Annotated in this window: 22 protein-coding genes and 1 tRNA gene; 7 read left to right on the forward strand and 16 right to left on the reverse strand. The window is 69.7% G+C overall.

Going from position 1 to position 26317, the window contains the following annotated elements; translation table 11 throughout:
* The first annotated feature begins 36 nt into the window (after positions 1 to 36).
* The 3 genes from ACFVT5_RS04630 to ACFVT5_RS04640 all read left to right on the forward strand — a co-directional run bounded on the left by ACFVT5_RS04630 (position 37) and on the right by ACFVT5_RS04640 (position 3764).
* The gene (locus tag ACFVT5_RS04630; RefSeq protein WP_389881379.1) at positions 37 to 726 is read left to right on the forward strand and encodes a response regulator transcription factor; all 690 of its coding nucleotides are present in this window, start codon (positions 37 to 39) and stop codon (positions 724 to 726) included.
* A 54-nt stretch (positions 727 to 780) separates the two neighbouring features.
* Positions 781 to 2160: a sensor histidine kinase gene (locus tag ACFVT5_RS04635; RefSeq protein WP_389881381.1), complete on the forward strand. Its 1380-nt coding sequence runs from the start codon at positions 781 to 783 to the stop codon at positions 2158 to 2160.
* Positions 2161 to 2285: 125 nt separating this feature from the next.
* Positions 2286 to 3764, forward strand: a complete 1479-nt coding sequence (locus tag ACFVT5_RS04640) for a cellulose binding domain-containing protein (protein ID WP_389881383.1) — start codon at positions 2286 to 2288, stop codon at positions 3762 to 3764.
* A gap of 116 nt (positions 3765 to 3880) precedes the next feature.
* Here ACFVT5_RS04640 and ACFVT5_RS04645 read toward each other — a convergent pair whose 3' ends face one another.
* Genes ACFVT5_RS04645 through ACFVT5_RS04660 form a run of 4 tightly spaced genes read right to left on the reverse strand, consistent with a single transcriptional unit; the run spans position 3881 to position 8771 of the window.
* Complete coding sequence (locus ACFVT5_RS04645) at positions 3881 to 5401, reverse strand: glycoside hydrolase family 1 protein (RefSeq protein WP_389881385.1); 1521 nt, start codon at positions 5399 to 5401, stop codon at positions 3881 to 3883.
* Positions 5402 to 5461: 60 nt separating this feature from the next.
* Positions 5462 to 6427 carry a carbohydrate ABC transporter permease gene (locus tag ACFVT5_RS04650; RefSeq protein WP_389881387.1) on the reverse strand — a complete coding sequence of 322 codons (966 nt, stop codon included), beginning with the start codon at positions 6425 to 6427 and terminating at the stop codon, positions 5462 to 5464.
* On the reverse strand, positions 6424 to 7428 hold the full coding sequence (locus ACFVT5_RS04655) for a carbohydrate ABC transporter permease (protein WP_389881389.1): 1005 nt from the start codon (positions 7426 to 7428) through the stop codon (positions 6424 to 6426). Before ACFVT5_RS04655 ends, ACFVT5_RS04650 begins: the two co-directional genes overlap by 4 nt.
* A 5-nt stretch (positions 7429 to 7433) precedes the next feature.
* Complete coding sequence (locus ACFVT5_RS04660) at positions 7434 to 8771, reverse strand: ABC transporter substrate-binding protein (protein ID WP_389881391.1); 1338 nt, start codon at positions 8769 to 8771, stop codon at positions 7434 to 7436.
* A gap of 329 nt (positions 8772 to 9100) precedes the next feature.
* Between ACFVT5_RS04660 and ACFVT5_RS04665 the strand changes: the two genes are divergently transcribed.
* Positions 9101 to 10147: a LacI family DNA-binding transcriptional regulator gene (locus ACFVT5_RS04665; protein ID WP_389881393.1), complete on the forward strand. Its 1047-nt coding sequence runs from the start codon at positions 9101 to 9103 to the stop codon at positions 10145 to 10147.
* An 11-nt stretch (positions 10148 to 10158) separates the two neighbouring features.
* On the opposite strand, the gene ACFVT5_RS04670 is transcribed toward ACFVT5_RS04665, so the two are convergent.
* The 4 genes from ACFVT5_RS04670 to ACFVT5_RS04685 all read right to left on the reverse strand — a co-directional run bounded on the left by ACFVT5_RS04670 (position 10159) and on the right by ACFVT5_RS04685 (position 12853).
* Positions 10159 to 10692 carry a hypothetical protein gene (locus ACFVT5_RS04670; RefSeq protein WP_389881395.1) on the reverse strand — a complete coding sequence of 178 codons (534 nt, stop codon included), beginning with the start codon at positions 10690 to 10692 and terminating at the stop codon, positions 10159 to 10161.
* Positions 10693 to 10844: 152 nt separating this feature from the next.
* Positions 10845 to 10917: transfer RNA gene (locus ACFVT5_RS04675), tRNA-His, on the reverse strand.
* 105 nt (positions 10918 to 11022) lie between these two features.
* Positions 11023 to 11625 (reverse strand): oligoribonuclease, encoded by a 603-nt coding sequence (gene orn / locus ACFVT5_RS04680; protein WP_389881397.1) that lies wholly within the window; start codon positions 11623 to 11625, stop codon positions 11023 to 11025.
* A gap of 10 nt (positions 11626 to 11635) precedes the next feature.
* Positions 11636 to 12853, reverse strand: coding sequence for a helix-turn-helix domain-containing protein (locus ACFVT5_RS04685; RefSeq protein ID WP_389881399.1), 1218 nt, complete (start codon positions 12851 to 12853; stop codon positions 11636 to 11638).
* Between the two features lie 761 nt (positions 12854 to 13614).
* Here ACFVT5_RS04685 and ACFVT5_RS04690 point away from each other — a divergent pair.
* Positions 13615 to 14139, forward strand: a complete 525-nt coding sequence (locus ACFVT5_RS04690) for a universal stress protein (RefSeq protein ID WP_389881400.1) — start codon at positions 13615 to 13617, stop codon at positions 14137 to 14139.
* A 165-nt stretch (positions 14140 to 14304) separates the two neighbouring features.
* Positions 14305 to 14874: an acetate uptake transporter gene (locus tag ACFVT5_RS04695; RefSeq protein WP_389881402.1), complete on the forward strand. Its 570-nt coding sequence runs from the start codon at positions 14305 to 14307 to the stop codon at positions 14872 to 14874.
* Between the two features lie 142 nt (positions 14875 to 15016).
* On the opposite strand, the gene glmS is transcribed toward ACFVT5_RS04695, so the two are convergent.
* From glmS to ACFVT5_RS04710, 3 genes are all read right to left on the reverse strand, one after another.
* Positions 15017 to 16834 (reverse strand): glutamine--fructose-6-phosphate transaminase (isomerizing), encoded by a 1818-nt coding sequence (glmS, locus tag ACFVT5_RS04700; protein ID WP_389881403.1) that lies wholly within the window; start codon positions 16832 to 16834, stop codon positions 15017 to 15019.
* 29 nt (positions 16835 to 16863) lie between these two features.
* Positions 16864 to 17121 carry a hypothetical protein gene (locus ACFVT5_RS04705; protein WP_389882066.1) on the reverse strand — a complete coding sequence of 86 codons (258 nt, stop codon included), beginning with the start codon at positions 17119 to 17121 and terminating at the stop codon, positions 16864 to 16866.
* A 93-nt stretch (positions 17122 to 17214) separates the two neighbouring features.
* Positions 17215 to 18144 (reverse strand): DUF4429 domain-containing protein, encoded by a 930-nt coding sequence (locus ACFVT5_RS04710; RefSeq protein WP_389881405.1) that lies wholly within the window; start codon positions 18142 to 18144, stop codon positions 17215 to 17217.
* Positions 18145 to 18220: 76 nt separating this feature from the next.
* On the opposite strand from ACFVT5_RS04710, the gene ACFVT5_RS04715 reads away from it, so the two are divergent.
* Positions 18221 to 19828: a beta-N-acetylhexosaminidase gene (locus ACFVT5_RS04715; RefSeq protein ID WP_389881406.1), complete on the forward strand. Its 1608-nt coding sequence runs from the start codon at positions 18221 to 18223 to the stop codon at positions 19826 to 19828.
* A 183-nt stretch (positions 19829 to 20011) separates the two neighbouring features.
* Here ACFVT5_RS04715 and ACFVT5_RS04720 read toward each other — a convergent pair whose 3' ends face one another.
* The 5 genes from ACFVT5_RS04720 to ACFVT5_RS04740 form a co-directional block, all read right to left on the reverse strand.
* Positions 20012 to 21850: an IucA/IucC family protein gene (locus ACFVT5_RS04720; protein WP_389881408.1), complete on the reverse strand. Its 1839-nt coding sequence runs from the start codon at positions 21848 to 21850 to the stop codon at positions 20012 to 20014.
* The gene (locus ACFVT5_RS04725; RefSeq protein ID WP_389881410.1) at positions 21847 to 22413 is read right to left on the reverse strand and encodes a GNAT family N-acetyltransferase; all 567 of its coding nucleotides are present in this window, start codon (positions 22411 to 22413) and stop codon (positions 21847 to 21849) included. Before ACFVT5_RS04725 ends, ACFVT5_RS04720 begins: the two co-directional genes overlap by 4 nt.
* Positions 22410 to 23690 carry a lysine N(6)-hydroxylase/L-ornithine N(5)-oxygenase family protein gene (locus ACFVT5_RS04730; RefSeq protein WP_389882068.1) on the reverse strand — a complete coding sequence of 427 codons (1281 nt, stop codon included), beginning with the start codon at positions 23688 to 23690 and terminating at the stop codon, positions 22410 to 22412. The genes ACFVT5_RS04725 and ACFVT5_RS04730 overlap by 4 nt, the downstream gene beginning before the upstream one ends.
* Positions 23691 to 23715: 25 nt before the next feature.
* Positions 23716 to 25158 (reverse strand): lysine decarboxylase DesA, encoded by a 1443-nt coding sequence (desA, locus tag ACFVT5_RS04735; protein ID WP_389881412.1) that lies wholly within the window; start codon positions 25156 to 25158, stop codon positions 23716 to 23718.
* A 180-nt stretch (positions 25159 to 25338) separates the two neighbouring features.
* Positions 25339 to 26256, reverse strand: a complete 918-nt coding sequence (locus ACFVT5_RS04740) for a siderophore-interacting protein (protein WP_389881414.1) — start codon at positions 26254 to 26256, stop codon at positions 25339 to 25341.
* Positions 26257 to 26317: the final 61 nt, after the last annotated feature.

Raw genomic sequence — 26317 nt, forward strand, 5'->3', positions numbered from 1 at the left:
CCACTTGTGTCCTGCGCATGGCGTACGGTGCCGCCCATGGCACGTGTGCTCGTCGTCGAGGACGACCAGTTCGTACGCTCGGCCCTCATCCGGCATCTCACCGAGGCGTCCCACACCGTACGGAGCGTCGGCACCGCCCTGGAGGCGTTGCGCGAAGTCGCCCATTTCCCCTTCGACTTGGTCATCCTGGATCTGGGGCTGCCCGACCTCGACGGGTCGGAGGCGCTGAAGATGCTGCGCGGCATCACCGATGTCCCGGTGATCATCGCCACGGCGCGCGACGACGAGACCGAGGTGGTCCGGCTGCTCAACGACGGCGCCGACGACTACCTGACGAAACCATTCTCCGTCGAGCATCTGTCCGCGCGGATGGCCGCCGTGCTCCGGCGGTCCCGGGCCAACTCCGGTGAGGCGCCGCCCAGCCGGGTCATCCAGGTCGGCGGGCTCTCCATCGACCCGCTGCGCCGGCAGGCCGAACTCGACGGGGTGACGCTCGACCTGACCCGCCGCGAGTTCGACCTGCTCACCTTCCTCGCCGGGCGGCCCGGTGTCGTCGTACCGCGCAGGGAACTGCTCGCCGAGGTGTGGCAGCAGTCGTACGGCGACGACCAGACCATCGACGTTCATCTGTCCTGGCTGCGAAGGAAGTTGGGCGAGACGGCGGCGCGGCCCCGGTATCTGCACACGCTGCGCGGGGTCGGAGTGAAACTGGAACCGCCGCGATGACCGACAGGGAGCGGGAGTCGACGCGATGACCGACACGGAGCGGGAGTCGCCGCGATGAGATGGGCGCTCGTGAAGGTGTGCCTCGCGGTCACCACCATGGTCGTGGTCGCCTTCGCGGTACCGCTGGGCCTGGTCGTCAAGCAGATGGCACGCGACCGTGCCATCTCCGACGCCGAACGGCAGGCCGCCACGATCGGGCCCGCGCTGTCCATCACCACCGACCGGGACCAGCTCACCGGTGCCGTCGTCTCCACCGAGTCCGGCTCCGACGGACGGATGGCCCTGCACATTCCGGCGTCCGGCGGCGCCGACCGGATCGACATCGGCCGTCAGCGGGCCACCGACAAGGACATCGCCACCACCCGCACGATCGGCCGGGCCTCCATCTCCGAGGTGCCGGGCGGCTCGGCGCTGCTTCAGCCGACCGCGATCAGCTCCGGCGAGATCGCCGTCATCGAGGTGTTCGTGCCCGATGCCGAGGTCGCGGGCGGCGTCACGACCGCCTGGCTGGTCCTCGCCGGCGTCGGGATCGCGCTCGTCATCGGGTCCGTGGCCGTCGCCGACCGGCTCGGCGGACGGATGGTCCAGCCCGCGCAGCGGCTCGTCGGCGCCGCGCACGACCTCGGCGAGGGCAAACTCGGCGCGCGGGTGCCCGAAGAGGGACCCAAGGAACTGCGCCTGGCCGCCGTCGCCTTCAATTCCATGGCCGATCAGGTCGTCCAACTCCTCGCCAATGAGCGGGAGTTGGCGGCCGATCTGTCGCACCGGTTGCGCACTCCGCTGACCGTGCTCCGGCTCAACGCCGCCTCGCTCGGGGACGGGCCGGCCGCCGACCAGACCCGCGCCGCCGTCGCCCAGCTCGAACGCGAGGTCGACACCATCATCCGTACCGCGCGGGACGCCAAGCCGCAGACCGCCGCCGCCGGGCCCGGCGCCGGGTGCGACGCCGCCGAGGTGATCAGGGAGCGGATGGGCTTCTGGTCCGCGCTCGCCGAGGACGAGGGCCGCAAGGTACGGGTCGCCGGGGTCGACCGGCCGGTACGGATTCCGGTGGCGCGGCCCGAACTCGTCGCCGCGCTCGACGCGTTGCTCGGCAATGTGTTCCGGCACACCGCCGAGGGCACCGCGTTCGCGGTCGATGTGCACAACGGTGACGACGCCGTGATCGTGCTGGTGTCCGACGCGGGACCCGGCATCACGGACCCGGCGGCGGCGATGGCGCGGGGGCGCGGGTCGGGTGCCGACGGGTCGACCGGGCTCGGGCTCGACATCGTGCGCCGCCTCGCCGAATCCACCGGGGGCGACGTACGGATCGGGCACTCGGTACTCGGCGGTACGGAGGTCCGGATCTGGATCCAGCTCGCCCCCGGCGGGGACGCGGGGCGGCGCGGGCACCGGGGGATACGGCGACGGAAGAGGGCGGGCGTCGGCTGATTCGCCCCCGATCTTTAATCGCCCCCCATCCCTCCCTTAACGCAGCCCTAAGAGCCACCGCAGCCGCGTAGTTGGGCCCTAACGTTCTGCCGTCACCCCCCGGTTCCAGGTAAGGCAGGCAGGCGATGAGTACCACGCACCGGCGCAGAGTCAGCGGGCGGAACAAGGCGATAGGCGGTGTGGTCGCGGCAGCCGTCGTGGGCGGCGGGGCCTTCTTCCTCACCGGGACCGCGCAGGCAGCGGCCGTCGGCGCCGCGTACACCAAGACCAGTGCGTGGCAGGGCGGTTACACCGCTCAGTACGTTGTCACCAACTCCACCGGCGGTGCGCAGAGCGACTGGACACTGGAGTTCGACCTGCCGTCCGGCGCCCGGCTCAGCTCCCTGTGGAACGCGAACTCCACGGTCAAGGACCAGCACGTCACCGTGAAGCCCGCGTCCTGGGACAAGGAACTCGCGGCCGGCAAGTCCACCACAGTCGGCTTCGTCGTCACCGGCGACCAGGACCCGACCGGGTGCCGGATCAACGGCGCGACCTGTTCCGTGGACGACGGCGCGACACCCGAGCCCACCGGCCGCCCGACCGATTCCACACCGACCCCGACCCCGACGCCCACGGGGAGTCCGACCCCGACCCCGACGCCCACGGGGAGTCCGACCCCGAAGCCGACGCCCACCCCGACCGCGAGCGACCCGGGTGGCGGCACGACGACCGGCGCCAAGTTCGCCCCCTACGTCGACACCTCGCTCTACCCCGCCTACAACCTCTTCGACACCGTCGACAAGACGGGCGTCAAGGAGTTCACGCTCGCCTTCATCACCTCCGGCGGCGGCTGCACCCCGAAGTGGGGCGGGGTCACCGACCTCGGGGCGGACGCGGTGGCCGCGCAGATCGGGGACCTGCGGGTCAAGGGCGGTGATGTCCGGGTCTCCTTCGGCGGCGCGTCCGGCTCCGAACTGGGCCTCGCCTGCTCGGACACGGCCTCGCTGGCCGCCGCGTACGGCAAGGTCGTCGACCAGTTCGAGCTGACCAAGGTCGACTTCGACATCGAGGGTGCCGCGCTGCCCGACACCGCCGCCAACACCCGTCGCGCGCAGGCCATCGCACAGCTCCAGAAGGCGCACCCGGGACTTGACGTGTCGTTCACGCTGCCCGTGATGCCCGAGGGCCTGACCCAGCCGGGCGTCGACCTGGTCGCGGACGCCAAGAAGAACGGCGTCGACATCTCGGCCGTGAACATCATGGCGATGGACTACGGCCCGGCGTACAGCGGTGACATGGGCACCTATGCCGAGCAGGCGGCCACGGCGACCCAGGCGCAGATCAAGAGTGTGCTCGGACTCTCCGACAGGGCCGCCTGGCAGAAGATCGCGGTGACCCCGATGATCGGCGTCAACGATGTCGCCGTCGAGGTCTTCAAGGTCGAAGACGCCGACCAACTGGTGACGTTCGCCCGGAGCAAGGGCCTGGGCCGGCTCTCCATGTGGTCGTCCACACGGGACAAGGCGTGCCCCGGCGGTCCGGTCAACTCCGCGCAGGCCACCTGCTCCTCCATCGACCAGCAGCCGCTCGCCTTCACGAAGGCGTTCGCCGCCTACAAGTAGCCCGAAGCCACCACCCCCCAGGACGCGCCCCGGCCGACCTTCCCCCACGCGGCCGGGGCGCCTCCGCCCCCCGGATCCCAGAACTCGGATCCCAGAACCTGGATCCCGACCCCGGGCTACCGTCCGGTGCCGGGCACGGGCGGCAGGCCCCCGGTGCGTGCCGCCCGCGCGTACCAGCGCGCACTCGACTTCGGTGTACGGGTCTGCGTCGCGTAGTCCACGTACACCGCGCCGAACCGTTTCTCGTAGCCGTACGCCCACTCGAAGTTGTCCATCAGGGACCACAGGTAGTAGCCGCGGACATCGGCGCCCTCGTCGATCGCCTCGTGGACGGCGGACAGGTGCGCGTGGAGATAGGCGATGCGCTCCGGGTCGTGGACGCGTCCTTCGGCGTCCGGCTTGTCGTCGTAGGCCGCGCCGTTCTCGGTGATGTACAGCGGCAGCCCTGGTGCCTCGCGGCTGTAGCGCAGGATCAGGTCGCGCAGGCCCGAGGGGTCGATGGTCCAGCCCATCTCGGTGCGCTCGCCCGGGGTCTGAAGGAACGTCACGTCGTCGGCGGCCGGCCACGGCGAGTGGTCGCTCGCGCCGTGCCCGTCCGCGCGGGTGCCCGGTGAGGTGCCGTCGGATCGGGCGGCGGCGACCAGCGTCGGCGTGTAGTAGTTCAGGCCGAGCGCGTCCAGCGGCTGGTGGATCACCGCGAGGTCGCCGTCCTGGACATACGCCCAGTCGGTCAGCCGGGCCGTGTCCGCGAACAGGCCGTCCGGGTAGGCGCCGTGCAGCATCGGGCCGTGGAAGACACCGTTGGCGAGATGGTCGATCCGGCGCACCGCGTCCAGATCCGCCGGGTCCTCGGAAACGGTCCTGACCGGGCAGGAGTTGAGGCTCACCGCGACCGAGGCGCGGGACGGCAGTACCCCGCGCAGCGCCGAAGTGCCCAGGCCGTGCGCCAGGTTGAGATGGTGGGCGGCCCGCAGCGCGGCCACCGGGTCGGTACGGCCGGGGGCGTGCACCCCGGAGCCGTAGCCCAGGAAGGCGCTGCACCAGGGCTCGTTGAGGGTGATCCACTGGTCGACCCGGTCGCCGAGCGCGTCGCCGACGATCTGCGCGTACTCGGCGAATCGGTACGCCGTCTCGCGCGCCGGCCAGCCGCCCGCGTCCTCCAGGTCCTGCGGCAGATCCCAGTGGTAGAGGGTCACCGCGGGCTTCACGCCGCGCGCGAGCAGCTCGTCCACCAGCCGCCGGTAGAAGTCGAGCCCGCGCTGCACGGCGGGCCCGCGCCCGGTCGGCTGCACCCGGGACCACGACACCGAGAAGCGGTACGAGGTGAGACCGAGATCCGCCATCAGCGCGACGTCGTCGCGGTAGCGGTGATAGTGGTCCACCGCCATGTCACCCGTGTCACCCCCGGCCACCTTCCCCGGCGTATGACTGAAGGTGTCCCAGATGGACGGGGTGCGCCCGTCCTCACGTACCGCGCCCTCGATCTGGTACGCGGAGGTGGCGGCGCCCCAGACGAAGCCCGGCGGGAACGGCACGGACGCGGAACCGGTCGAGGGTTCGGTGGCGGTATCGGTGGCGGTATCGGTCGCGGAATGGCTCGCGGTATCGGTCGCGGATTCGGTCACGGACTCAGGCATGGAAGCGCTCCCATGAAAGGGCGTACGGAAAGGGGGAGTTGGGGGGACGCCGCGGCCGGCTCAGCCCTTGACGGCGCCCTGCATGATGCCGCCGACGATCTGCTTGCCGAACAGGATGAAGGCGAGCAGCAGGGGCAGCGTGCCGAGCAGCGCGCCCGCCATGATCACGGCCTGGTCGGGGATATAGCCCGTACCGAGCTGGTTGAGGGCGACCTGCACGGTCGGGTTCTGCTGGTTCAGGGCGATGATCGGCCAGAGGAAGTCGTTCCAGGCGAACACGAAGGTCAGCAGCCCGAGCACGGCCATCGCCGGACGGGCTGCGGGGAACACCACGTGCCACACGATCCGCAGACTGCTCGCGCCGTCCACCCGGGCCGCCTCGATGAGTTCACCGGGCAGCGCCTGCACGAGGTACTGCCGCATGAAGAACACACCGAACGCCGTCACGAACGTCGGCAGGATCACCGCCTGGAGCTGATTGGACCACTGGAGGTCCGCCATCCACAGATACAGCGGTACGACACCGAGCTGCGGCGGGATCATCATCGTGCCGATCGTCAGCATCAGCAGCGCGCCACTGAACCTGAACTTCAGCTTGGCGAAGGCGAATCCGGCGAGCGTCGAGAACAGCACCGTACCGATGGTGATGCTCCCGGCGACGATGGTCGTGTTGAACATCGCCTTGCCAAGACCCGCCTGGGTCCAGGCCGTCTCCAGGTTGGTGAAGAGATTCCCGCCGAACCAGAGCGGCGGCGGAGTCTTCGCGAGCCGGGTGTCCGTACGGGACGCGGCGATCGTCGTCCACACCAGCGGGAACAGCGACACCAGCACGAACACGGTCAGTACCGCGTACGTGAGCGGACCGGCGTGCAGTTGGCCGCCCGCCCGCCGGGCCAGGGGGCGCCGCCGGCCGCGCTTGCCGACCGGTTGTGGCGCGAGGGTGGCCGGGGCCTCTGCGGTCAGGGTGTCGCCGGCGGGAGCGGCGCCGCCTGCCGACGCCGGACCGGTGGGGGTCGTCGCGGTCATCCGTTCTTCCTCAGTCGTCGGGCGATCAGCATGTTGACCGCGGCGATGAGCAGCAGGATCACGAACATCGACCAGGCGATCGCGGACGCCTTGCCGAGGTTGCCGATCATCCAGCCCTGGTCGTACATGTAGAGACCGAGCGTCTGGAACTGGTGGTCGGCGCCGCCCTTGGAGCCGGACGCGCCGCCGAACAGCAGGGGCTCACCGAAGAGTTGGGTCGCGCCGATGGTCGAGACGACGACCGTGAACAGGATCGTCGGCCGCAGCATCGGGACCGTCACATGCCGGAACTGCTGCCAGCGCGAGGCACCGTCGAGCGCCGCCGACTCGTACAGGTCGTGCGGGACGGCCTGCATCGCGGCGAGGTAGATCAGGGTGTTGTAGCCGGTCCAGCGCCAGATCACGATCGAGGAGACCGCGAACTGCGAACCCCACTGCGACTCACGCCAGTTGACCGGGTCGATACCGACGAAGTCGAGCAGCCAGTTGATCATGCCGCCGTCCCAGGCGAACAGCAGGGTGAACACCAGCGTCGCGGCGGCCACCGATGTGGCGTACGGCGCGAGCATCGCGACCCGCCAGAACGTCGAGCCGCGCAGCTTGTAGTTGAGCAGATGCGCGAGCCCCAGCGCCATCAGAAGCTGCGGCACCGTCGAGATGACCCCGATGGTGAACGTGTTCTTCAGCGCGTTCCAGAAGAAGTCGCTCTGGAGGAGGTTGGTGTAGTTGTCCAGACCCACCCAGGTACGGCTGTTCAGATCGGCGAGCTGCACCTTGTGGAGCGACGACCAGCCCGTGTACAGCAGCGGGAAGAGCCCGAAGGCCCCGAAGAAGAGGAAGAACGGCGCGATGTACGCGTACGGACTCGCCTTCAGGTCCCAGCGGTAGAGCCGGCTGCGCCAGGTGGACGGCGGCCTGCGCGGGCCGCCGGACGCGGCCGGGGCCGCGCCCCCCTTGACGGGGGACGCGGTCTCGGCGTTCTCGGTGGAGGTATCGGACATCGACGTCACTGCCCCAGTACGTCCTTGATCTCCTTGACCGCGGCGTCCCAGCCCTGGGTCGGCGACTTGCCCTGCTGCTCGACCTGGAGGATGCCGATGTCGGCGATGGCGGTACCGATCTGCTGGTCCTTGACACCGTAGACCGCGGACGGGATGTTCTTCGCCGCGTCACCGAAGATGGCCGCGATCGGAGCCTTGTCGAAGTACTCGTCCGTCGCAGGGGCCACCTTCAGACCCGCGTACGCACCCGGGGTCGACGGGAAGCTGGCCTGCTTCGCGAAGACCTTCGCCTGCTGTTCGGGCGCGGTCAGCCAGGTGGCGAGCTTGATCGCCTCCGCCTTGTTCTTGCCGGCCGACGGGACGCCGATGAACGCGCCGCCCCAGTTACCCGCGGTCGGCGGAGCGGCCACGTCCCACTTGCCCTTGCCGCTGTCGCCGGACTTCTCCTGGATGTAGCCGAGCATCCACGCCGGGCAGGAGACGGTCGCGAACTTGCCGTTCGCGTACCCCTGGTCCCACGGCTTCTCGAACTGCTTGAGCTTCGCCGACATGTCGCTCGTGGCGACCTTCATCGCGGTGTCCCAGGCCAGCTTGCGGCCCGCGCTCTGCTCGTAGGTGGGCTCGCCGCTCTTGTCGTAGTAGCGCTCGGTCGCCCCGGCGAACACCGCGTTGTACACGCTGGACGCCGAGTCCACGAACTTCGTCCCGCTCGGGGCCTTCTTCATGTACTGCTCACCGAGGGCGACGTACTTGTTCCAGTCACCGGCCCACGCCTTCGACAACTCCTCGCGGTCGGTGGGCAGTCCGGCCTTCTCGAAGAGGTCCTTGCGGTAGCACAGCGCCATCGGGCCGATGTCGGTGCCGAGGCCGATCGTCTTGCCGTCCTGCGTCGTCGCCTGGTCCCACTTCCACGCCAGGTACTTCGACTTGTCGACGCCGTCCGCCTTGCCGAGGTCCTCGAACTTGGCGGCCTGCGTCTGGACGACCTCGGTGATGTTGGCCACTTCGATCGCCTGGATGTCGTCGGCCCCGCTGCCGGCCTGGAGGCGGGTGAGCAGCTTGGGGTAGTAGACGTCGTTCCGCTCGGTGACGTTCTCCTTGATGGTGATGTTCGGGTGCAGCTTCGTGTACTCGTCGTAGAGCCCTGCCTGCTTGTATCCGAAGACACCGAAGGTGCCGACCGTGAGCGTGATCTTGCCCTTGGCGTTGTTGCCGCCACCGTCCGATGCGTTCGACGAGCTGTCCTTCGCGTCGTCGGCGCACCCGGCGAGCAGCCCCGTCGTGAGCGCGGCCACGACCGCGAAAGCGGCCAGCCGACGGGACCCGCGGGTACTCGTACGCATGTGTGTCCTCCTGTTGCCTGACGTGCCGACCCCCCGGCCAACTGCTCTGCTGGGCCCGTTGGTTCTCGCTGCGGCTCGGGCGGGGAACGTGCGGGATGTGTATGTGTCAGGTACTGTGGGAGCGCTCCCACATGTGATGTGTTGAAGGTTCGCGGGTCCGCGCGGGGGTGTCAAGGGACGGGACGCGGAGAGTTGCGTTCAGTTATCGGGCTGTTAGCTACGGGCGCCAGGGTCAGCGGGGCGGCCGTGCGGCGGCTGTTACATTCCAGTTCGGGTGGGGGCGGGGGCGCCGGAGTCGGGCGCCGGTCGACGGGAGGCGGGCGACGAAAATGGCGGGCCATGGAGTGCGGGGCCGGGGTGGCGGACGGCCGACCCTGGAAGAGGTGGCGGCCCGCGCCGGTGTGGGCCGCGGCACGGTGTCCCGGGTGATCAACGGGTCACCGCGGGTGAGCGACGCGACCCGGCTCGCCGTCGAGGCGGCGGTGGCGGAACTGGGGTACGTACCGAATACGGCGGCCCGCGCCCTGGCCGCGAACCGTACCGACGCGATCGCCCTCGTCGTCCCGGAGCCGGAGACCCGGTTCTTCGCGGAACCGTACTTCTCGGACATGCTGCGCGGGGTCGGCGCGGAACTGGCGGAGACGGAACTTCAACTTCTCCTGATCTTCGCGGGCAGCGACCGCGAGCGCAGGCGGCTCGCCCAGTACCTCGCAGCGCACCGGGTGGACGGCGTCCTGCTCGTCTCGGTGCACGCGGACGATCCGCTGCCCGATCTGCTGGCCCAACTGGAGATCCCCACGGTGATCAGCGGTCGCCGTTCGGCCGACGAGACGCTGCCGTCGGTGGACTCGGACAACTTCGGCGGCGCCCGGTCCGCCGTGGAGCATCTGATCGCGGGCGGCCGGACGTCCATCGCCACGATCGCGGGCCGGATGGATGTGTACGGTGCGCAGCGCCGCGTCGACGGCTACCGCGAGGCGCTGCGGCTGGCGGGCCGTGCGGTGGACGAGACCATGATCGCGGCGGGGGACTTCACGGAGGAGGGCGGTCTTCGGGCGATGGCGGAACTCCTCGACCGGCACCCCGACCTGGACGCCGTGTTCGCCGGCTCGGACGTGATGGCGGCGGGCGCCCGGCAGACCCTGCGGGCGCGGGGCCGGCGCACCCCGCAGGACGTGGCCCTGGTCGGCTTCGACGACTCGGCCATAGCCCGGCACATGGACCCGCCCCTGACGAGTGTGCGCCAGCCGATCGAGGGGATGGGCCGGGCGATGATCGAACTCTTGCAGGAGGAGATCGCGACCCACCGTGGGGAACCGGGGGAGCGCCGGCAGGTGGTCCTGCCCACGGAGTTGGTGGAACGGGCGTCGTCCTGACGGGTGTCCGGTCAGACGCCCTCACTCGGCACGACGACGAGGCTCGGGGGGTAGGGGTCGTCGGGCAGCGAGACCCCGCTCACGGCGTACCCGAGGGTGACGAGGATCCCGGCGAGGGTGGTGGTGAGAGTGGTGGCGGCCTGAAGAGCGGCGAGCCACTCGTCGGTGTCGGTGTCGGTGTCGGTGTCGGTGTCGAGGTCAAGGTCGCTTTGGTCCTCGGTGTGGTCGTCCGTCTCGTCGTGGATGTGGTCGGGGATGTGGTCGTAGACCGGAAAGGGATCGAGGGAGATCAGGGAGATCTCCGAAGGGTGGGGCGGGAGTTGCTCGGGCAGCCGCTCCTCGCGCGGAACGGCCCACGTGATCATCACGTTGTCCTCGTCGACCGCCATCGTCACCCCGAAGGGCGGCGGCATCACACCCCCCTCTTCGGCCACGAGCGCGACCGGAATCCCCATCCCCTCCACTACGCGCCACACCTCGGCGGCGAACGGAACCCCGGGATGTCCATCTATGCGCCGCAACCCGGCGGGAAGCTCCGTGGTCATGGGGAGGGAGAGTAGCGGGCGGGGCGACGGCCGAACAGTCGGCGAACGTCCACGAACGCCATTGCGGCAGTGTGGGTTCCCATGATGTTCCCAAAGCGGCGGGTATGACGAAGGCCCGACCTGTCTGTGCAGGTCGGGCCTTGATCATTCAGGGTGAGTGACGGGACTTGAACCCGCGGCATCCTGGACCACAACCAGGTGCTCTACCAGCTGAGCTACACCCACCATGACCGGTGGATTCTCCGTGGGGATCACCTACCGGCCGAGAAAAAGTGTACAGGGTCCCGGAGGGTGCTCGCGCCCGCCTTTTCCGTCAGGCGCGGCACCCGTTCATTCGACGGGCAGGACGTGCTTCGCGGCGATCTTCCGTGCCGTTTCCGAGTCCGGCCCCGGCTGGGGTACGAAGATCGCCTCGCGGTAGTACCGCAGCTCGGCGATCGACTCCCGGATGTCGGCGAGGGCGCGATGGTTGCCGTTCTTCTCGGGACTGTTGAAGTAGGCCCGCGGATACCAGCGGCGGGCCAGCTCCTTGATCGAGGAGACGTCCACGATGCGGTAGTGGAGGAAGGACTCCAGGGCCGGCATGTCCCGGTCCAGGAAGCCCCGGTCCGTGCCCACCGAGTTTCCGCAGAGCGGTGCCTTGCCCGGTTCCTTGACGTGCTCACGCACGTACGCCAGGACCTGTGCCTCCGCGTCGGCCAGCGTCGTACCGCCCGCCAGCTCCTCCAGGAGGCCCGAGGCTGTGTGCATCTGCCGCACCACCTCGGGCATGGTCTCCAGCGACTCGTCCGGCGGGCGGACGACGATGTCCACCCCGTGGCCGAGTACGTTCAGCTCGGAATCGGTGACCAGTGCGGCCACCTCGATGAGCGCGTCATTCGCCAGCGAGAGTCCTGTCATCTCGCAGTCGATCCACACCATGCGATCGTTCATGTGCCTTACCCTACGGCGCGCTCCGCTGGCCGGGCAGACTCGGGCGTCCGGACAGTCCTGCCGCGTACATGTCGGCGCCGTGTTTGCCCGGGTCCGCGTGCACCGCGGCGGATCGGCCGAGCGAGTCGGCAGCCGCCGTACGCCGGGTCTGGGCGGGGACCGGGCTGTCCGGGCCGCCGAGTACTCCCGTATCGATGATCTTCTCGCTCTGCGGCCTGCGCGCCCGGTACGCGGCCCGGTACGCGGCGGGCGACGAGCCGAGCTGGCGCCGGAAGTGGCCGCGCAGCGCGACGGGGGAGCGGAAGCCGCAGCGGCCCGCCACCTCGTCCACCGAGTAGTCGGACGTCTCCAGGAGCCGCTGCGCCTGGAGGACCCGCTGGGTGATCAGCCACTGGAGCGGGGCGCTGCCCGTCAGCGAGCGGAACCGGCGGTCGAACGTACGGCGGCTCATGTACGCGCGGGCCGCGAGGGTCTCCACGTCGAACTGTTCGTGCAGATGCTCCAGGGCCCAGGCGACGACCTCGGCGAGCGGGTCGGCGCCGATCTCCTCCGGCAGCGACCGGTCGAGATAGCGCTCCTGGCCGCCACTGCGCCGGGGCGGTACGACGAGCCGGCGGGCGAGTGCTCCGGCGGCCTCGTTGCCGTGGTCGGTCCGCACGATGTGCAGGCACAGGTCGATGCCCGCCGCCGTACCGGCCGAGGTCAGGACGTCTCCGTCGTCGACGAACAGCTCGCGCGGATCGACATGGACGGACGGATACCGCTTGGCCAGGGTCGGCGCGTACATCCAGTGGGTGGTCGCGGGCCGGCCGTCGAGGAGACCCGCGGCGGCCAGGACGAACGCACCGGTGCACAGCCCGACGATCCGGGCGCCCTCCTCATGGGCGCGGCGCAGTGCGTCGAGCGCCTCCTCAGGGGGCGGCGCGGTGATCGAACGCCAGGCCGGTACGACCACGGTGCCGGCCCGGGAGATCGCCTCCAGGCCGTGTGGCGCGGTCAGTTCGAGCCCGCCGGTGGTCCGTAGCGGACCGTCCTCGCCCGCGCTCACCAGGAGGCGGTAGCGCGGTACGCCGGCGTCCTGGCGGTCGATGCCGAACACCGACAGCGGGATGGAACTCTCGAAGATCGGGCCGCCGCTGAACAGCAGCACCGCGACTATCTCTCTGCGGCGGCGCCCGGAGAGTTTCCGGGTGCCGGCCTCGGGCGCGGCAGTGGAGTCGTGGCTCATGCGGCTAAGCCCCCCTCGGTGGTCGCGGCGCCCCTAACGCGTTGGGCATGTCGCTCCAGCACATTTCCCCTCGGTCCTGCACGAGTCCCCCGCCGTACGACAGTCATGATCGAATCTACTGTGTCCCATGGTGTCGGGGTGACCACTTGAGCACCCCGCACATTGTCGACATGACAACTTGGCGTGAAGCATTCGATCACGAAGCGTTGCACTCCGGGGCCGTGCAGGGAAGTGCGCGATTCGCGCGTGGCCGGTCCGCGTAGGGTGCCAACGGGCCTCTTGGTCCTTTCATCCCAGGTGGGACGGGGGGTGGAGCGGTATTGGACCAAAGGGACGGCGCCTTGGCCAAGTTGGCTGAAAATGTATGGGGGCGTGCGCGGGAATCAGTCAGTGCGCGGGCGTACGAATGAGGGCGCTCTGTGTCCCTGGTTACGCGAACTTCCGGGGCGCCCGGCACCTGGCGTGCTGCCCACCCGTTCTCGGTACACGGCGCCTGCCCACAACTGAGCAACCAAACCCTGAGGCGCATACCCCGGCAAAGCGGCTGTACGTGGCAGGCACCATTGCGTCACGGGTGTGCCCTCATGCATGCTCCCTGGAACGTTGAGTGAACGCGACGGCTCTGGGCAGGAGAGGAGTGTCGCCGTACCCTTGGGGGTATGGGGTTGGGAAGATGATTCCCGGACACAGCCTCGACTCCTTGACAGCCTCATCCCGGACAGCCGCCCCTCTCATAGAGGACTCCCTTCGCCGAGACACCCATGGCCGGTCACGAATCCTTCGAACCCGCGGACCGCAAGCGGCAGGTCGTCGATCCGACGTCCGACCCGCTGGCGGCGGAAGAATCACGCCACCCCTGCGATCCAGCCTTCAAGCACGGCGTCGTCGTCGGTTTCGACGGATCGATGTCCAGTGAGCGCGCCCTCGCGTATGCGATCGGCATGGCTCACCGCTCGGGCTCCGGACTGATCATCGTCCATGTCGCCAACCGGCTGCCCACCACCGTATGGGCCGGCTGCGAACCCCCTGTCTTCGTCGATGTCCCGGACCACCGCACCGAGGTCCTCGGGCTCGAACTGGCCTGCGCCGAGTATCTGGCCGAGGTCCCCTGGATCCTGGTCGAGCGCGGCGGCGACATCTGCCACGAACTTGAGGAAGTGGGGCGGGAGTACGAGGCGGACGCGATCGTCGTCGGGTCGACCCACGGCATCGTCGGCCGGATCTTCGGCTCGGTCGCCGGCCGCCTCGCCCGCCGCGCCCAGCGCCCGGTCATAGTGATCCCGTAACTCCGGGTTCCCCCAGGTGAGATGACGCCGTCACCGTGTGGCGACCGACAAATCTACCCGCGCGTAGAGGTGGTTTGTGCCCTTGTGAAGGGCATATATCGGTCGCAGGCCGCAACCAAGCGGCCCCAACTCACGCGGCACGACTGCATCTGAAGGGAGCCCGCCGTGGACAACGACGTCTCTGCGGGAAGCACCACATCCACCCTCGGCCATCTCGCCCTCGGCCTCACCCTGTTGGCCTTCGGTGTCGGCAACACCCAAGTCATCGACGGCGTGACGGCGGCGGACGCCGTCTCGGTCGCCACCTACATCGGCGGCCTCGCCCTGTTCATCGCCGGACTGCTGGCGTTCCGTGAGCGTGACTCGTTCACCGGCACGGCCTTCGCCGGTCTGGGTGCCTTCTGGTTCACCTGGGGCGTTTCGGCGGACAGCCAGGTCTCGGCCAACGCGGCCGGACTCTTCCTGCTGCTGTTCGCCCTCGTCGCGCTCAGCCTCACCCTGGGTGCCACGGGCGGCTCACCGCTGCTGCGGGCGACCTATGCGCTGATGTTCGTCGCCCTGGTCCTGCTGGCCATAGGTCAGTTCGGCGATTCGGCCGGACTCGCCAAGGCGGGCGGCTGGTTCGCCGCGCTCGGCGGACTCGCCGCGTGGTACGGAGCGACGGCGGCCCTGGCCCACTGGCCGACGACCCTGCCCGGACGCGCTGCCGGCCGAGGAGTGACGGCCACCGGCTGAGCAGCCGCCGCCGGAGTGATGGGCGACCCCGGCGGCCGAGGAGTGATCCCTGTGCGCGCCACCTTCCGCACAGGGATCACTCACGCCAGGCCCCGGCAAGAGGCTCCCCGTCGGCCCACTACCGCACTGCTCCGCTACTCCACTACTCCACCGTCACCGACTTCGCCAGGTTCCGCGGCTTGTCGATGTCCCGGCCCAGCGCCAACGCCGTGTGATACGCGAGGAGTTGAAGCGGGATCCCCATGAGGATCGGGTCCAGCTCGTCCTCGTTCTTCGGGACGACGATCGTGTGGTCGGCCTTCTCCTGCTCCTGGTGCGCGACCGCGAGGATCGGACCGCTGCGGGCCTTGATCTCCTCCAGGGCGGCACGGTTCTTCTCCAACAGGTCGTCGTCCGGGACGATCGCGACCGTGGGCAGCGCCGGCTCGATCAGTGCGAGCGGCCCGTGCTTCAACTCCGAGGCGGGGTACGCCTCGGCGTGGATGTACGAGACCTCCTTGAGCTTCAAAGACGCCTCACGTGCCACCGGATAGCCGCGTACCCGGCCGATGAACATCATCGAGCGGGCGTCCGCGTACTGCTCCGCCAGCTTCTTGATCTCGGCCTCCTGGTCGAGGCACTCGGTGATCTGCGCGGGCAGCCGGCGCAGCCCCGCGATGATCCGCTTGCCGTCCGCCACGGACAGATCGCGGATCCGGCCCAGGTGCAGCGCGAGCAGCGCGAAGGCGACCGTGGTGTTCGTGAAGCACTTGGTCGACACGACACAGACCTCGGGGCCCGCGTGCACATACACGCCCGCGTCGGCCTCCCGGGCGATGGCCGAGCCGACGACGTTCACCACGCCGAACACCCGCCCGCCCTTGCGCTTCAGCTCCTGCACGGCCGCGAGCACGTCGTATGTCTCACCGGACTGCGAGACGGCCACGTACAGGGTGTCCGGGTCGACCACCGGGTTGCGGTACCGGAACTCCGACGCGGGCTCGGCGTCGGCGGGGATACGGGCCAGCTCCTCGATCATCTGGGCGCCGATCAGACCCGCGTGGTACGAGGTGCCGCAGCCGAGGATTTTCACCCGGCGCACCGCCCGCGCCTCCCGGGCGTCCAGGTTGAGGCCGCCCAGGTGCACGGTCGAGAACCGGTCGTCGATCCGCCCGCGCAGCACCCGGTCCACGGCCTCGGGCTGCTCGTGGATCTCCTTGTGCATATACGTGTCGTGGCCACCCATGTCGTACGACTCGGCCGCCCACTCGACGGTGGTCGGGGACGCGGTCGTCCGGGTGCCCTCGGTGGTGTACGTACGGAAGTCGTCGGCCTTGAGCGTCGCCATCTCGCCGTCGTCCAGGGTGACGACCTGGCGGGTGTGGGTGACCAGCGCGGCGACGTCCGACGCGACGAACATCTCCTTCTCGCCGATGCCGAGGACGACCGGGGAGCCGTTGCGGGCGACCACGATCCGGTCCGGGAAGTCGGCGTGCACGACGGCGATGCCGTACGTGCCCTCGACCAGGCGCAGGGCCGCGCGGACCTTCTCCTCCAGGGTCTTCTCGGCGGAGCGGGCGATGAGGTGCGTGAGGACCTCGGTGTCGGTCTCCGAGAGGAAGGTGACGCCGTCGGCGGTGAGCTTGGCGCGCAGGTCCGACGCGTTGTCGATGATGCCGTTGTGGACGACGGCGACCTTGCCCTCGGCGTCCAGATGGGGGTGTGCGTTCAGGTCGGAGGGGGCGCCGTGGGTGGCCCAGCGGGTGTGCGCGATACCGGTGGTCCCGGCGAACCGCTTGGGGACCTTGGCCTCCAGGTCACGGACCCGGCCCTTGGCCTTGACCATCTTCAGACCGGCCGCCTTCGGGCCGGTGACGACGATGCCCGCCGAGTCGTAGCCCCGGTACTCCAGGCGCTGGAGCCCCTCAAGGAGGAGCGGTGCCACATCACGACGCCCGATGTATCCGACAATTCCGCACATATGTGTTCCTTTGGTTGTTCGGGTGACCGTCAGCCGTAGACGATGCGGCGCAGCTGCCTCAGTGAGGGCTGGGGCGGGGCGACCGTGCGGTACGCCAGGTCCGCCGCGATCCGTTCGAAGATCTCCGCGTTCACCAGGCCCCGGCCCTGGAGTTCCCGGTGCCGGCGGCGGACGTACTCCTCGGTGGTCTCGTCGAAGTACGCCAGGACGTCCTGGATCACCCGGAGGGCTTCGCCGCGGCTCAGCGGCGTACTGCGGGACAGGTGATCAACAAGGTCGTCGTGCACCCGACGATCCTGGGCCACGGCTCGCACTTTCGCAAGATTCCTGCCCGATATCGGGCACAAGGGCGGGTGAGTGGTCGTCCCGGGTGGCCCGGGTCACAGCCTTTTCAGTACCGCCTGCTTGGCCGCCGTGAACTCCTCGTCCGTGAGGATGCCCGATTGGTGGAGTTCACCCAGTTCGCGCAGTCGCCGCAGCAGCGCGTCATGGTCGTCCTCGGCCCCGGCCCCGGACTGCGACCCGGCCCCGGACCCCGCCCCGGACGCAGCCGCGATGGCGGACCGCTCGACCGGCGGCGCGGGCAGCTCCGCCGGGGTCGCGGGCGCCGAGGGGTGCGGGAGCCGGGCCTGGACCGCCGCCGCGACCAGCGCCATCAGGGGGTCCTTCTTGAAGCCCCAGAGATCCACCGCGTGCGGGTCGTACTTCGCCGGGGCGGCCTTTCCCGTCGTGCCCCGCACGGTGAAGCGGAGATACCCGTTCTCCAGCCCGGCGGACGGCTGCCACTCGACGCCTGTGATGTCCTCCAGGGCGATCGACCGCGGCCCGGCCGCCGACTTGGCCTCCTCCGTCTTCCAGTTCCACTCCAGACGCACCGTCTCGCCGTCGAAGCCCGCCGTGGCGTCCCCCGCCGACACCGACAGCGGCACCGGAGGGCCGGGCAGCAGGTAACGGTCGCTCGGGCCCGCCGGCACCTGGTCGAGCAGCAGCGCGTTGCGGACCTCGTCCACCAGATACTCGGCGACCCCGTACCGGTCCGGATCGACCGCGAGCTGATACGGGTCGGACGCGTCCTCAAGGCGCCCGCCGGTCACCTGGAGCAGCGGATCCGCGCCGCCCCGCAACCGCAGCCTGAGCCGCCCCGACTTACGGCCCTGCTCGAAGGCGACGCCCGCCAACGCGCCCAGCGGCACGGCCAGTTCGCCCAGCGTCGTCCGGAGCAGCCCGACCTTCCTGTCCCGCCCCGGCACGAGCCGAAGGGCCTCGCCGTCGAACGTCCACGTCCCGTCCCGCTGGATGATTTCCGCCATACGGGGATTCTGACATTCGCATCACGGGGAGAGTGGTCTACACCATGCACCGCGAACCTCGTCGAAGGGACCGTTGGTGAACCCCCATCACAGAGCGACCCGGTTGTTCGGCTCGCTGCTGCTCGTCGCCGCCGTCGGCATCTCCTGCGTCGGCGCCGCCCCCGCCCGGCCCGCAACCGCCCCGACCCCGACCCCGCTCGGCCAGGTGGTCCCGGCGCCCGCGTCCGTCGACGCCGGCGGATCCGCGTACCGCATCACCCCCGGCACCACGATCCGCGTGGACGACGGCTCACGCGACGTACGGCGGATCGGGGACTATCTCGCGGACGTGCTGCGGCCGTCCACCGGGTACCGGCTGCCCGTCACCGACCACGGCGGGGGCAACGCCATCCGGCTGAAGCTGACCGCCAAGGACAAGGAACTCGGCGACGAGGGCTACCGCCTGGACAGCGGTTCCCGAGGCGTCACCATCACCGCGCGGCGGCCCGCCGGACTGTTCCACGGCGTCCAGACGCTCCGTCAACTGCTGCCCGCCGCCGTCGAGAAGGACACCCGGCAGCCCGGCCCCTGGCTCATCGCGGGCGGCACCGTCGAGGACACCCCGCGCTACGCCTACCGGGGCGCCATGCTCGATGTGTCCCGGCACTTCTTCACCGTCGACCAGGTCAAGCGGTACATCGACGAACTCGCCCTCTACAAGGTCAACAAGCTGCATCTGCATCTCTCCGACGACCAGGGCTGGCGGATCGCGATCGACTCCTGGCCGCGCCTGGCCACCTACGGCGGCTCCACACAGGTCGGCGGCGGCGCGGGCGGGTACTACACCAAGGCCCAGTACAAGGAGATCGTCCGCTACGCCACCTCGCGCTATCTTCAGGTCGTCCCGGAGATCGACATGCCGGGCCACACCAACTCCGCCCTCGCCTCCTACGCCGACCTCAACTGCGACGGTGTCGCACCCCCGCTCTACACGGGCACCAGCGTCGGCTTCAGCTCCCTGTGCGTCCCGAAGCAGATCACCTACGACTTCGTGGACGACGTGCTGCGGGAACTGGCCGCGCTCACCCCGGGCGGGACCATCCACATCGGCGGCGACGAGGCGCACTCCACGAGCCACGCGGACTACGTCACCTTCATGAACAAGGTGCAGCCCCTCGTCGCGAAGTACGGCAAGTCGGTCATGGGCTGGCACCAGTTGACGGGCGCGACTCCCGCCGAGGGAGCGGTCGCCCAGTACTGGGGGTACGACGCGACGGGCGCCGCCGAGCGGAAGCAGGTCGCCGACGCCGCGAAGAACGGCACGAAACTGGTGCTGTCCCCGGCAGACCGCAGCTATCTCGACATGAAGTACACCAAGGACACCCCGCTCGGCCTGTCCTGGGCCGGGCTGGTCGAGGTGAAGCGGTCCTACGACTGGGACCCGGGCACGTATCTCGCGGGCGCGCCCGCCGAGTCGATCCTCGGCGTCGAGGCGCCCCTGTGGTCCGAGACGCTGGTGACCTCGGCCGACATCGACGTGATGGCGTTCCCGAGGCTGCCCGGAATCGCCGAACTGGGCTGGTCACCCGCTGCCACGCACGACTGGGACACCTACAAGGTCCGGCTCGCGGCGCAGGCCCCGCGCTGGGACGCCCTCGGCATCGGCTACTACCGCTCCCCACAGGTGCCCTGGCCCTCCAACTGACCGGTCCCTGCGAAGAGTTGTGAGACGGACGCCCCGGCACGGGACCGTGTGCCGGGGCACCCGCCGGTCTGGAGGGAAGCGCCCCTTCAGGGGCGCGGGGCTGTGACATCTGCGGCTCCGCCGCGCGGGCGCGACCAGCCACCGACCGCCCGCAGTCTTCGCACCAGACTGCCAACGGAGCGCTCAGCCGGCGAACCGGGCAAGGGGATTGGTCAGCGTTCCCGCGAACTGGAGCGCCCCGGAGGGGTCGGCGAGGTCGACCATCTGCCGGTTGTCGCGCAGTTGCAGTCGGTTGAGGCAGGACAGCTCGAACTCCGGCGCGAAAAGGTCGTACTGCTTGAATCTGTCGGCGAGTTCAGGCCGCGCGTCCTGGTAGTCGCTCACGCATCGGGCGACGGTCCGCCAGAACGTCTCCTCGGTCATGACGCCCGCCACGGCGAGCTGCGCGGACAGGAAGCGGAAGAAGCAGTCGAAGACGTCCGTGAAGATCGACAGGAGTTTCTTGTCGTCGGGGACCTCCACCCGGACGCGCTCCACGGCGGGCGGCAGCACCGCGTCCGGGTCCATCACCGCGATCTCCTCGGCGATGTCCTTGAACACCGCCCGGCTCACCGCGCCGGCCTCGTCCAGGACCAGGATCACATTCTCGCCGTGCGGCATGAACACCAGGTCATAGGCGTAGAAGCTGTGCAGCAGCGGGGTGAGGTAGGCCCGCAGATAGCGGCGCAGCCACTCCACCGGAGGGAGGCCCGAGCCGGTGATCAGGGCGGCGGCCAGCGACCGGCCGGCGCGGTCGGTGTGCAGCAGTGACGCCATCGTGGCGAGCCGCTCACCGTCCCGGAGCGACGGCACGGGACTCTCGCGCCACAGCGCGGCGAGCATCTTGCGGTACGGCGAGTACCGGTCGGTCGCGGCCTCGTACTCCAGATGCCGGTATCCGACGGCGGCCCGCTCCCTGATGATCGTCAGGCCGGTGGAGCGCAGTACCTCGTCCCGCTCGATCAGTCCCGCCAGCCAGTCGTTGATCGCCGGGGTCGCCTCCATGTACGCCGCCGAAAGCCCGCGCATGAAGCCCATGTTGAGGACGGACAGCGCCGTTTTGACGTAGTGCCTGGCCGGGTCGCTCGTGTTGAAGAAGGTACGGATCGACTGCTGGGCCAGATAGGCGTCCTCGCCCTCGCCGAGCACCACGAGACGGTTCTGCGCGACCTCGGCGGCGAAGCTGACGGAGAGCTTGTTCCACCACTGCCAGGGGTGTACCGGCATCAGCAGATAGTCCGCCGGATCGAGGTCCCGCTCCCGCAGCAGCCCGTCGAACCGGGACAGCGTCTCCTCGCCCAACTCCGCGCGCAGGAACGGCCCGTACTCGATTCCGGCGCCCGCCGTGAAGGCCGCACGGTCGCGGCGCGCGGCGAGCCACAGCAGCCGCACGGGCCGCGCGGTCTCCGGCGCGTACGCCAGATACTCGTGCACGCCGAAGCCGAGCCGGCCGTTGTTGGCGACGAAACAGGGGTGGCCCTCGGTCATGCCCGTCTCGATGGCCTGGAAGTCCGCCCGCGCGAGGTCGGCCGCCGGCACGTCCGGCGCGCGGAGCTTGTAGCAGGTGCCGGCGAGCGTGGACGAGATCTCTTCCAGATACACCGGCAGGATCTCGTCGCTCAGGCCGAGCGCGCCACGCAGCTCGATGAAGAAGTCCAGTGCCGCCAGGGGGAGTTCGGTGGAGTCGGCGGTGCGGTGGCGGGTGATCGACGCGGGGTCGATGTGCCAGTGGTCGAGGGCGAGGCGCCGCGCGGTGAAGCGGTAGTCGACGGAGCCGTCGTCGGTGGGGACGCGGTAGTGGCCGTCGACCTTGGTGCCCTCGGGTGCGATCAGCGGCTCGGGTGCGATCAGCCGCTCGTGCGTGAACTCGGAGAGCGCCTTGCACAGGAGGTGCCGGGTGGCCGCCGCCCAGCGGTCGGGGGTGAGATGGGCGACGGAGTCGGCCGCGGACGAGGTCGGGGTCGGGGACGAGGTCGGGGTCATGCCGTCACCCCACGGGCCGCCTCGAACTGCTCCCGGGTGCAGAAGCTCAGCAGCGCCCGCTTCTCCGGCTTCTCCAACTCACGCTCCGGTACGAAGCCGACGGCCGCGTTCAGCGCGTGCACGGCGGTGTTGCGGACGTCGGGTTCCACGACGACCCGCCGGGTCGCCGGGTCCTCGAACAGGAACGCCATCACGGCGGTGATCACGGCCCGCGTGAACCCGTGCAGGGGCGTGTCCGTCGCGGCGACCAGGAAGTGCATCCCGACATCACCGGGCTCCGGCTCGTACAGGCCCACCAGCTCGACGTACGCCGGGTCGTACCGCTCCATGAGGAACGCGGGCCGACCCTCGTACAGGCCGATGAACGCGCCCTGGTGCTCGCCCGCGGCGATGGCCATGTACGCGCGCTCGACGTCCTGGAGCCGGGCGTCCTGCATCATCCAGAACGCGGCCTTGGGATGCGTGACCCAGGCATGCACCAGCGAGGCGTCGGCCACGGGGTCGAGCGGGCGTACGGCGAAGCCGCCCGCGGTCACGTCGGGGCGTGTGGGGGTGGTGCTCATGCGGCGAACTCCTGGTACGCGATGGTCTTTTCGACGGGGTAGTACTCGGTGCCCAGCAGTTCTCTGATCAGGACACTGTTGCGGTACGCGCCCATGCCCAGGTCGGGTGAGGTGATCGAGTGGGTGTGGGTGCCCGCGTTCTGGAGGAAGATTCCGCGGCCCGTCGTGTCGATGGCGTAGGTGCGGCTGATGTCGAAGCGGCCCTGTCCGTCCCAGCGGATGCGGTCGTGCACCGGGGCCAGGAAGTCCGGGGTGCGGTAGCGGTAGCCGGTCGCCAGGATCAGGCCCTCGGTACGGATCTCGAAGTCCTTGCCCTGCTCCTCCTGGCACAGCCCGAGGGTGTACGTGCCTTCGTCATAAGTCGCCGTGCGCAGGGCCGAGTTGGTGAGCAGTCGGGTGGGGATCGGGCCGCTGAGGTTCTTCTGGTAGAGAAGATCGAAGATGGCGTTGATCAAGTCGCCGTCGATGCCCTTGAAGAGGCTCTTCTGCTGGGACTCCAGGCGGTAGCGGGTCTCCTCGGGGAGCGTGTGGAAGTAGTCCACGTACTCCGGCGAGGTCATCTCCAGGGTGAGCTTGGTGTACTCCAGCGGGAAGAAGCGGGGGGAGCGGGTGACCCAGTTGAGCCGGTAGCCGTGGACGTCGATCTCGCCCAGCAGGTCGTAGTAGATCTCGGCGGCGGACTGGCCGCTGCCGACCAGCGTGATCGACTCCTTGCGCTGAAGGTCCGGCTTGGCCTGCAGATAACGGGAGTTGTGCACGAAGTCCCCGCCCAGACCCTCGCACGCCTCGGGAACGTACGGCGGGGTACCGGTCCCGAGGACCAGCCGCGCCGAGCGGTACGCGGTGCCGCCGTCGGTGCGCACGGTGTACCGGCCGTCGGACGCGTCGTACGTCACCTCCGTGACCGTGGTGCGGAAGCGGATGCTGGAGAGTTTCGACGCGGCCCAGCGGCAGTAGTCGTTGTACTCGGTGCGCAGCGGATAGAAGTTCTCGCGGATGTAGAACGAGTACAGCCGCCCGGACTCCTTCAGATAGCTGAGGAAGGAGTACGGGGATGTCGGGTCGGCGAGGGTGACCAGGTCGGAGAGGAACGGTGTCTGGAGGTGGGCGCCCTCCAGGAACATGCCCGCGTGCCATTCGAAGTCCGGCTTGGACTCCAGGAAGACACCGTTCAGCTCGGTGATCGGTTCGGTGAGGCAGGCGAGGCCGAGGTTGAAGGGGCCGAGGCCGATGCCTATGAAGTCGGCGTCCACGAAGGCATCCACGGGGGTGTCCATGGGGGTGGCTCCGGTGCCGGTGTGGTCAGACGGCGCGGTCAAGGTCTTCTCCCAGGTACTGCTCGGCGTGGCCGGCGATCAGATCGAGGACGGCCGCGATGTCGGCGGTGGTCGTCTCGGGGTTGAGCAGGGTGAACTTCAGGAAGTGCCGGCCGCCCACCTTGGTGCCCGCGACGACCGCGTCTCCGGAGGCGAACAGGGCTTTGCGGGCATACAGGTTGGCGCGGTCGATGTGGGCCGGGTCGGTGACCGCGGCCGGGATGTAGCGGAAGACGAGCGTGGACAGAGTCGGCTTCACCACGACGTCGTAGCGCGGGTCGGCCGCCAGCAGCCGCCAGCCGTCGGCGGCCAGGTCGCACACCTCGTCGAACAGTTCCCCGATGCCGTCGGCGCCCATCACGCGCAGCGTCATCCACAGCTTGAGCGCGTCGAAACGGCGGGTGGTCTGGAGGGACTTGTCGACCTGGTTGGGGATGCGCTCGTGCACCATGCGGCGCGGGTTGAGGTATTCGGCGTGGTACGTGGCGTGCCGCAGCGTGGCGGCGTCCCGGACCAGGATCGCGCTCGAACTCACCGGCTGGAAGAAGGACTTGTGGTAGTCGACGGTGACCGAGTCGGCGCGTTCGATGCCGTCGAGCAGATGCCGGTTGCGGCGGGACACCAGCAGTCCGCAGCCGTACGCGGCGTCGACGTGCAGCCAGGTGCCGTACTGGGCGCAGAGTTCGGCGATCTCGGGGAGCGGGTCGATGGAGCCGAAGTCGGTGGTCCCGGCCGTGGCGACGACGGCCATCGGGACCAGACCGTCCCGGGAGCAGCGTGCCAACTCCCGAGCCAGCGCGAGGGTTTGCATGCGCTTCTCGTGGTCGCACGGTATGGGGACCACGGCGTCGGGGTTCAGGCCGAGCAGTTTCGCCGACTTCTGCACGCTGAAGTGGCCGGCCTCGGAGGCGAAGATCCGCAGTTTGGCGAAGCTGTCGACCTTGGACTCCTCGCGGGCCAGGAGGAGCGCCTGGAGGTTGGACTGGGTGCCGCCGCTGGTGAACACGCCGTCGGCGACCGGTCCCAGGCCGATGCGCTCGGTGGTCCAGTCGATGAGCTTGCGCTCGATCAGGGTGCCGCCCGCCGACTGGTCCCAGGTGTCGAGCGATGAGTTGACGGCGGACAGGACGGCCTCACCGAGCACGGCCGGGATGACGACCGGGCAGTTGAGATGGGCGAGATAGCGGGGGTGGTGGAAGTAGACGGCGTCGCGGAGGTAGACCTCTTCCAGCTCGTCCAGGGCGGCGGTCGTGTCGAGGAGGGGGCGGTCCAGGTCGACGGCGGCCAGGCGCGGCGTCAGGGCGTCGACCGTCACTCCGGTGAACGGCCGTGCGGTGGTGGCGAGTCGGTCCGCCACCCGCTCGATTCCCTCGGTCACGGAACGGCGATACCGGTCCGCGGTCGTGTCATTGAGCAGGTGCGAGCGCATGGGGGGTCCTCCGTGCGGGGGAAGGAAGGGGACGCGAAGGCTTCGAGCCGCGATCAGCTCTATTTAGGTTAGCCTAACCTAAGTTACGTCTGGGATGGCATGCGGTCACTGTGCGCAGCGCCACTCGCGCAGGGGTTTGGACCGGCGCGGGACGAGAATCACCCCGCACGGTCCCTCAGGTCACTCCTCGGCGCCGGTGTCCGTCTCGGCCGCCGCGCGCACCTGCTCCTCCGAGAAGCCGCGCCGCCAGTACCCGACGAACGTGACCTGCCGCCGGTCGATCCCGCGCTCCCGTACGAGATGCCGACGCAGCGCCTTCACGCAGCCGGACTCCCCGGCGATCCAGGCGTACGGCCGTTCGGCGGGCGGGAGCCCAGCGGCCCGTACCGCGTCGGGGCCGCTGGGGGCACCCTCGTCCCGCACCAGCCAGGTGATCTCGGCGTCGGCGCGGGTCCGCAGGTCCTGGCGGTCACCGGAGTGCGCGACCTCCAGCCAGACGCGGGCGCGGGTGCCCTCCGGCAGCCACTCCAGGATCGCGGCTGCGGCGGGCAGTGCCGTCTCGTCGGCCCACAGGACCACCAGATCGGGGTCCTCGGTCGGCGGCCGGAATCGTACGGCGGTGTTGTCGGCGACCGCCGGGCCGAGGACGAGAACGCGGGCGCCGGGGGAGACGGTGGCGGCCCAGCGGGAGGCGGGGCCTGCGGGGCCTGCGGGTGCGGTGCTTGAGGCGGCGCTGCTTGAGGGGGCGCTGTCCGGTGTGTCGGTGCCGTGGAGTGCGAAGTCGATGTCGATCTCGCCCGCGCCCTCGGGGTCACGGCGCTGTTCGCGGATGGTGTAGGACCGCATCACCGCCCGTACGCAGGCGGGGAGTTCACGCCAGGCGTGCCACCAGTTGTCGCCCGCTTCGAGGGGGACGACCGGCTCGTCCTGCCCCGGGTGCGGCAGGAACAGCGAGACGCTCTGGTCACGCCCGCCGGAGTCGAAGCCGTCCAACTCCCGTCCCCCGAAGGTGATCCGGACCATCGAAGGACCGAGCCGCCTCGTCCGGACGACCTGGAGGGAGAAGAACCGGAACGGGGCGGCTACGGCAGTCGTCATGAGGACTCCTGGAGAGTCGTGGGGGCTCGGCCGGCAGGACCTGGACAGGGGTCCCGCCGGA

Source organism: Streptomyces sp. NPDC058001 (genome assembly GCF_042886315.1).
Taxonomy (GTDB): domain Bacteria; phylum Actinomycetota; class Actinomycetes; order Streptomycetales; family Streptomycetaceae; genus Streptomyces.